At 70.3% G+C, this 7667-nt stretch carries 8 protein-coding genes; 1 reads left to right on the top strand and 7 read right to left on the bottom strand.

What is annotated here, in order from left to right; translation table 11 throughout:
- Positions 1–896: hypothetical protein (locus tag Ahu01nite_RS18770; protein WP_203837825.1), on the top strand; the 896-nt coding region annotated here is incomplete at its 5' end.
- A gap of 5 nt (positions 897–901) precedes the next feature.
- Here Ahu01nite_RS18770 and Ahu01nite_RS18765 read toward each other — a convergent pair.
- From Ahu01nite_RS18765 to ruvC, 7 genes are all read right to left on the bottom strand, one after another.
- Complete coding sequence (locus Ahu01nite_RS18765; RefSeq protein WP_203837824.1) at positions 902–1465, bottom strand: adenine phosphoribosyltransferase; 564 nt, start codon at positions 1463–1465, stop codon at positions 902–904.
- Positions 1466–1543: 78 nt separating this feature from the next.
- Positions 1544–2725 (bottom strand): protein translocase subunit SecF, encoded by a 1182-nt coding sequence (secF, locus tag Ahu01nite_RS18760; RefSeq protein WP_203837823.1) that lies wholly within the window; start codon positions 2723–2725, stop codon positions 1544–1546.
- Between the two features lies 1 nt (position 2726).
- A complete protein-coding gene (gene secD, locus Ahu01nite_RS18755) occupies positions 2727–4616 on the bottom strand; it encodes a protein translocase subunit SecD (protein ID WP_203837822.1) in 1890 nt (629 codons plus the stop codon).
- Between the two features lie 252 nt (positions 4617–4868).
- Positions 4869–5279: a preprotein translocase subunit YajC gene (yajC, locus tag Ahu01nite_RS18750; RefSeq protein ID WP_203837821.1), complete on the bottom strand. Its 411-nt coding sequence runs from the start codon at positions 5277–5279 to the stop codon at positions 4869–4871.
- Positions 5280–5385: 106 nt separating this feature from the next.
- On the bottom strand, positions 5386–6444 hold the full coding sequence (ruvB, locus tag Ahu01nite_RS18745; RefSeq protein ID WP_203837820.1) for a Holliday junction branch migration DNA helicase RuvB: 1059 nt from the start codon (positions 6442–6444) through the stop codon (positions 5386–5388).
- On the bottom strand, positions 6441–7046 hold the full coding sequence (gene ruvA / locus Ahu01nite_RS18740) for a Holliday junction branch migration protein RuvA (RefSeq protein ID WP_203837819.1): 606 nt from the start codon (positions 7044–7046) through the stop codon (positions 6441–6443). The genes ruvB and ruvA overlap by 4 nt, the downstream gene beginning before the upstream one ends.
- Positions 7046–7591: a crossover junction endodeoxyribonuclease RuvC gene (gene ruvC / locus Ahu01nite_RS18735; RefSeq protein ID WP_203837856.1), complete on the bottom strand. Its 546-nt coding sequence runs from the start codon at positions 7589–7591 to the stop codon at positions 7046–7048. Before ruvC ends, ruvA begins: the two co-directional genes overlap by 1 nt.
- Positions 7592–7667: the final 76 nt, after the last annotated feature.

Below are 7667 nucleotides of genomic sequence, written 5' to 3'. Positions count from 1 at the left end.
CCGTTGCGGGCGTGGCCGTTGCGGGCGTGGCCGTTGCGGGCGTGGCCGTTGCGGGCGTGGCCGTTGCGGGCGTGGCCGTTGCGGGCTTGGGGGAGGCGGGCTTGGGGGAGGCGGGCTTGGTGGTGGGTTGCTTCGCCGCAGCGGGTTTCGCAGTAGCGGCGGGCTTTGCGGTCGCGGCGGGCTTCGAGCCGTTCGCGGTAGCCGCGTCAGCCTTGGCAGCAGTGGACTTCGCCGTCGTGGTCTTGGCGGCCTTCGCCGCCGCAGCCGGGGCACCAGCGCTGTGGGAAGCCCCAGCGCCAGCCGGGCCGTCATCAGCCGGAGTCATGACCTCGGCCCCGGCCGCACTGCCCTCGACGGCCGCACTCGCCGAAGCGGCTGCGCTCCCCGAAGCGGTCGTGCTCCCCGAAGCGGTCGTGCTCCCCGAAGCAGCTGCGCTCCCCGAAGCGGTCGTACTGCCTGAAGCAGCTGGGCTCCCTGAAGCGGTCGTGCTCCCCGGAGCAGCTGTGCTCGCCGAGGGGGCCGCGCCCGCCGGGGCCGCTGCGTTGTTGGGGGCGGAGGCTGGCTGGTCAGCGTTCACCGGGCCGGATGCCGGGGTCGAGCCGGCGTCGTTCGCCTGGGCACCATTCACCGTCGAACCCGCATTCACCGTTGGGATGGCCGAGTCGTTGAGAACTACGTCTTTACCAACCACGCCGTCAGCAACCAAGGCCCTGTTCGCGTCGGTCGGGGTCGCGTCGGTCGGGTGCACCGTGCCCTCCGTCGGAGGGGCGACGTCGCTGGACACCGGCCTCCTCACGTCGCTTCTGCTCACCTGGTTGGAAACGCCATCCTACTCGCCGTATCTTCCCGGTTGCCCCGCCCCGAGGCCCGCAAAGCACACCACTACACGGACGTAAGCGGATTAAACGGTCAGCATGGCGTGAACGGTTCGAGGGGCTAGCCGGTCGCGGCCGTTGAGGAAGCTCAGCTCGAGCGGGACGGTGAAGCCGGAGATCGTGCCGCCGGCGCGCTCGACCAGGTCCAGGGCTGCGCCGGCGGTGCCGCCGGTGGCGAGGACGTCGTCGAGGACCAGGACGCGCTGGCCCTCGACGAAGGCGTCCTGGTGGACTTCGAGGGTGGCTTCGCCGTACTCCAGCGCGTACGAGGAGGAAAAGACCGCTCGGGGGAGCTTGCCCGCCTTGCGGATGGGGACGACGCCCTTGCCTGTCGCGTAAGCGACGGCCGCTGCCAGGACGAAGCCGCGCGCCTCGACGCCGGCCACCACGTCGAAGGAGTCGGCGCCGTGGTGCTTGATGATCTCATCGATCACCTGGCGGAAGACGTCGCCGTCGGAGAAGAGCGGCATCAGGTCCTTGAAGACGATGCCGGGCTTCGGGAAGTCCGGCACGTCCAGGACCCGGCTGGCGACGAGCTGGGCGACTCCGGGTCCGCTGTCCCCGCGTACATCTGCGGCATTGTCTGTCACCCACACAGCTTAGGGCCCGGCAGAAAGCGAAAGCCCGCCGTCCCCTGGGGGTACGGCGGGCTTTCGTGGAGCTGTGCGTCAGCGGCGCTTCTGGCCGCCGCTGGGGCGGTTGCCGGCGCTGCCGCCGCGGTTGGTGCTGCGCTTGGCCGCCGGGCGGACACCCGGGCGGGGCGTCGTGCTCGGGGTGGAGCCGGCGAAGGCGGGGACGTCGTCGCCGTCCTGCTCGGTGGCCGTGCGGGTGCGGTCGCCGCGGGCCACGTCGCCGGAGCGCGAGGAGCGGCGGGACAGGACGCGGGCGTTGTGGGACTTGATGCGGGGTTCCTGGTCCTTGAGCGCCGAGAGCAGCGGCGCGGCGAACATGATCGAGGACAGGACGCCGAGGCCCATGCCGACGAACAGGACCAGGCCGAGGTCCTTCAGGGTGCCCGCGCCGAGCAGGCCGGCGCCGATGAAGAGCAGGCCGCCGACCGGCAGCAAAGCCACCAGGCCGGTGTTGATCGAGCGCATCAGGGTCTGGTTGACCGCGAGGTTGGTCGCTTCGGCGTACGTCCGGGAGCTGCCCGCCGTGATGCCCTTGGTGTTCTCCTGGACCTTGTCGAAGACCACGACGACGTCGTAGAGGGAGAAGCCGAGGATCGTCAGGAAGCCGATGACCGTCGAGGGGGTGACCTCGAAGCCGATCAGCGAGTAGACGCCCGCGGTGAGCACCAGGTCGAGCAGCAGCGACGAGACCGCCGCCACCGCCATCCGCCACTCGAAGCGGATGACCAGGTAGCCCATCACCACGACCAGGAAGATGCCGAGACCGAGCAGGGCCTGCTGGGTCACCTGGCCGCCCCACGCCGCGGAGACCCGGTCGTCGCTGATGTCGTCGGGCGAGACGTTCAGATCCTTGACCAGCGCGTCCTTGACCGCGGTCGACTGGGCCTGGCTGAGCGTCCCGGTGCGCACGGTGTAGCTGGCGTCGTTGCCGTCGCCGACCTTCTGCGCCGCACCGATGTTGTCGTCGCCGGCGACGCCGGCCTCGTCGATGGCCTTGGCCACCGCGCTGCGGGCGTTGTCGGTGCTGCCGACGCTGGCCGGCAACGAGAACTTGGTGCCACCGGAGAACTCGATGCCAAGGTGGAACTGGCGGAAGATGAAGCTGCCGATGGCGATGAGAACGAGCACCGCGGCGATCGCGAACCACCTGTTACGGCGACCCACGATGTTGAGGTTCGCCTCGCCCCGGTAGAGGCGATCGGCAAGGCCGTTGGCCATGTCAGGCCTCCTTCTCGGTCGGCTGGCGCTTGAGGGCGCGGCCCAGACCGCTGACGCGCGGGGACATGAACGCCTTCGTGTTCGCGAACATCGTCATGATCGGGTGACGGAACAGGAACACCACGACGAGGTCGAGGACCGTGGACAGGCCCAGGGCGAACGCGAAGCCCTTCACCGCGCCGATCGACACGATGTAGAGCACGACGGCACACATGATGGTGATGGTGTTGGCGGAGATAATCGTACGCCGCGCCCGGGCCCATGCCCGCGGTACAGCACTACGGGCACTTCGACCCTCGTGGATCTCGTCCTTGAGGCGTTCGAAGTAGATGACGAACGAGTCGGCGGCGACACCCAGTGACACGATGAAGCCGGCGATACCCGCCAGGGTCAGCGTGAAGCCCGTGGTGCGGCCGAGCACGACCAGCGCCCCGAACGTCAGCAGACCCGACAGCAGCAGGCTCAGGAAGATGACCGAGCCGAGCAGCCGGTAGTAGAAGAACGAGTAGATCGCGACCAGGCCGAGGCCGATCGCGGCGGCGAGCAGGCCCGCCTCGAGCTGCGCGATACCGAGCGTCGCGGAGACCGTCTCGCTGGACAGCGGCGTGAACGTGACCGGCAGCGCGCCGTACTTGATCTGGTCGGCGAGCTCCTTGGCCGAGGTCGCGTCGAACGAGCCGCTGATCTGCGACTGGCCGCTCAGCACGCCCTGGATCTCGGGGGCCGAGATGACTTCCTTGTCGAGGACCACCGCGACCAGGCAGTGAGTCGCACCGCTGGAGAGCGCGGCGGCGGCGGTGAGACACGGGCTGTCGGCGGCCGGCTGGAACGCCTCCCGGGTCAGCGCGGTCCACTTGGCCTGGCCGCTGCTGGTGAAGTCGAGCGAGACGACCCACTGGCTCTGCTGGTCGAGCTGCGGGCTGGCGGTGTCGATGTCGGTACCGAGCACCTTGGCGACGTCCATCAGCAGCTTGGCGCCGGTCTGGCAGGACACGACCTTCGACTTCTCGTCGTCGATCGCGCCGCTGGGCCGGCCGTCGAGCTGCGTGCAGCTGATCGTCGGCACGTAGAACTGCATCTCCGGCGTCAGCGCGTTGACCTCGACGCTGTTGAGCGCGTTGAACGGCTTGTAGACCGCGGCCGCTGCGGCGTCGGTGGTGTCCACCGGCGCGGTGAGCTTCTCGGCGGCCGCCCAGGCTGCCTTGCCGACCTTCTTCTCGATCGCGGCGCGCTGCTCCTTGACGTCCGCGGTGACCGGAGCCGGAGCCGCCGCCGAGGCGGACGGGGCGGGGGCCGGAGCGGCGGAAGCGGAGGCGGCCGGGGCACTCGGGCTCGGCGAGGCGCTCGGGGCGAGCTCGCCGCCGCCCTGCCCGCCGGTGGACGCCGACGGCGCCGCGGACGCGTTCGCGGCCGGGGCCTTGCTGGTGGCGGCGCTGGGCGCGGGGCTGCCGCTCGGGTCGGTGCTGGGCGCGGCCGCCTGCGGGTTCATCACCGAGTCGGCGGTGTCGCCATTGGCGCCGAGAACCATGCGGAACCGCATCTGGGCGGCCTGACCGACGTTCTTCAGCTGGTCGTTGGCCTTGCCCGCGACGGAAACCACGATGTTCTGGTTGCCCTCGATGACAACCTCGGCCTCGGCCACACCGAGCGCGTTGACCCGCTGATCAATGATCTTGCGGGACTCCTCCATGCTCTGCTGGCTGGGCACCTGGCCGTTGGTGAGCAGGGACGCCCGGTAGGTGGCCTGGGTGCCACCGATCAGGTCGAGGCCGAGCTTGGGGTGCAACCGCTCCTCGTAGCCGAGTCCCTTGGTTCCCGGCCCCCAGAACACCAGCACGTAGAGGATCGCGAAGAGGAGACCGAGCACGGCGAGTTGCCGTCCGGGATGCATTTGCCCCTGTGGTGGTCTTGCCACGTCTTTCGAACTCCTCGTGCTGGGGCTGCCGCGGGAGCGCGGCGGCAGGTGGGGATCGGGGAAGGCAGGCGGTGTCGGACCGGACGCGAAGTTCCGGCCGTTTTGCCCGGCGACGATTATTCACAACAATGGGCCGCTTGGGGAGTTTTCCCGCCCGCGGCCCGTAGCGTACGTCTCGAACAGGCAACGCCGTGGCCCGCCAGGACCGGCGGGCCGCAACGAAACGGATCAGTCCTTGGACTTGCGCGTCTCGACGACCGGGCTCTGGATCGGCTCGTCGTCGGCGGGGACGACGGACTCCTCGGCCACGGTCTCCTCGACAACGGGCTCCTCGGCCACGGCCGACTCCTGCTTCACCACCCGGGCGATCGCCGGACGGGCGTAGCGGGCGTTGACGCCGGGGTAGATCTCGACGGTCACGACGTCATCGCCGACCTCGACGACCGTGGCGTGCAGGCCGCCGATGGTCACGATCTCGTCGCCGGGACCCAGCGCCGACTGCATGGACTGCGCCTCGCGGCGACGCTTCTGCTGCGGGCGGATCATCATGAAGTACATGACGCCGAAGAGCAGGACGATAAGGAGCAGGGGCGCGAAGCTACCGCCGCCGCCCTCCGCTGCTGCTACTACTGAGAACACGAAGTGAAACCTTCCGTGGGGCCTTCACCGCGGCTGAAGGCGCACGGCGCGGCGAGTCTAATCCCTGAATCTGGGAAGTCGGGACGCGGCACACGTCACGTTCACATTACGGAGAGGTATTTTCCGCACGCGTGAACAGGTCGGGTAGCTGAGCGGCGATCCCCCGGCCCTCCGGCGGCGTCTTCCCGAGGTGCAGCCAGCCCGCGTCGGTGGCCACCCGGCCCCGGGGCGTACGCGCCAGCAGCCCCGCCCGCACGAGGAACGGCTCGCACACCTCCTCGACGGTGTCGGACTGCTCCCCCACCGCGACGGCCAGCGTGGAAAGACCGACCGGCCCGCCCCGGAACGACTCGATGAGCGCCCGCAGCACGGCCCGGTCGAGCCGGTCGAGGCCCAGCTGGTCGACGTCGTAGACCTTGAGCGCGGCCTTGGCGGTGTCGTGGTCGACGATCCCGTCGCCACGCACCTCGGCGTAGTCCCGCACCCGGCGCAGCAACCGGTTGGCGATACGCGGTGTGCCCCGCGACCGGCCGGCGACCTCAGCGGCCCCCTCAGCCGTGATCGGCACCCCGAGGATGCGCGCCGACCGGTGCAGCAGCGAGTCCAGGTCGGCCGGCGAGTAGAAGTCGAGATGCGCCACGAACCCGAACCGGTCGCGCATCGGGCCGGAGAGCAGCCCGGCCCGCGTGGTCGCCCCGACCAGCGTGAACGGCTCCACGTCGAGCGGGATCGCGGTCGCGCCGGGCCCCTTGCCGACCACCACGTCGACCCGGAAGTCCTCCATCGCGCTGTAGAGCAGCTCCTCGGCGGGCTTCGCGATGCGGTGGATCTCGTCGATGAACAGGACGTCGCCCTCGGCCAGGCTGGTCAGGATCGCCGCGAGGTCACCCGAGCGCTCGATGACCGGCCCGCTCGTGGTCCGGATCGCGGTCCCCAGCTCCGCCGCCACGATGTTCGCCAGCGTGGTCTTACCGAGGCCGGGCGGGCCGGAGAGCAGGATGTGGTCGGGCGGGGTGCCCCGGCCCATCGCACCCTTCAACAAAAGATCGAGCTGATCTCGTACGCGATGCTGCGCGATGAAGTCCGCCAGGCGGCGCGGCCGGACACTGGCCTCCGCGTCCAGATCCTCGTCCTCGGCGAACGGGGAGACGACCTCGTCGGTCATCGCGCGCGACCCAGCAGCCGGATGGCCTGCCGCAGCAGGATCGGGACCGGCGGTGTCTCACCGCCGTCGAGCGACTCCGCGACGGCGACGACGGCCTGGTCGGCCTGCTGCGTGGACCAGCCGAGCGCGATGACACCCTGGCGCACCTGCTCCTGCCAGCCACCGCTGAGCGACCCGGCCACCCCGTCGGCACCGGTGGAGACGGCACCGATCTTGTCCCGCAGCTCCAGGACCAGCCGCTCGGCGCCCTTCTTGCCGATACCGGGCACCCGGGTCAGCGCGGTGAGGTCCCCGGAGGAGATAGCGCGCCGGATCGCCTCGGGCTGGTGGACGGCGAGCACGGCCTGGGCCAGCCGCGGCCCGACCCCGCTCGCGGTCTGCAGCAGCTCGAACAGCTGCTTCTCCTCGTCGTCGGCGAACCCGTAGAGGGTCAGCGAGTCCTCCCGGACGACGAGGCTGGTCGCGAGCCGCGCCTCGGTGCCGGCCTTCAACGAGGCGAGCGTCCCGGGCGCGCAGTGCATCGACAGGCCGACGCCGCCGACCTCGATCACAACGCTGTCCGGGGAGATCGCGGCGACCACGCCACGCACGCTGGCGATCATCAACGGGCTCCTGTCCTGCGCGGTTTGCGTGCGGTGGCGGCTTTGACCGCGGCTGCCTGCAGAAGGCTGCGGGTCCCACCACGCCAGATGTGGCAGATGGCGATAGCCAAGGCGTCGGCGGCGTCCGCGGGGCGGGGCGGGCCGTCCAGGCTGAGCAACCGGGTGACCATGCTGGTCACCTGAGCCTTGCCCGCTGTGCCGGACCCGGTGACGGCGGCCTTGACCTCACTGGGCGTGTAGGTCTGCACGGGCAACCCGGCCCGCGCCCCCGCCAGGATGCCGATCCCGCTGGCCTGCGCGGTGCCGGTGATCGTCTGCGTGTTGTGCTGGCTGAACACCCGCTCAACAGCGACGCTGTCCGGCTTGTGCTCCGCGACGAGCTCCCCCAGCGACTTGTCGAGGTGCAACAGTCGCAGCGCGATGTCCTCGTCGGGCTCGGTGTAGACGACGTAGTAGCCGATCAGCTTGCAGGGCCGCCCAGGCTGCCCCTCGACCACCCCGACCCCGCACCGGGTCAGACCGGGGTCGATGCCGAGCACCCGCACATTGCCCCCCTCGATCGGACGTGTGTTCGACACCCTATTACGCCGCCCCCGCACACCAGCAGCCGACACACACCGG

It is taken from the genome of Winogradskya humida (assembly GCF_016862215.1).
GTDB lineage: Bacteria > Actinomycetota > Actinomycetes > Mycobacteriales > Micromonosporaceae > Actinoplanes > Actinoplanes humidus.
This window is presented reverse-complemented; position numbering and strand designations above follow the sequence as displayed.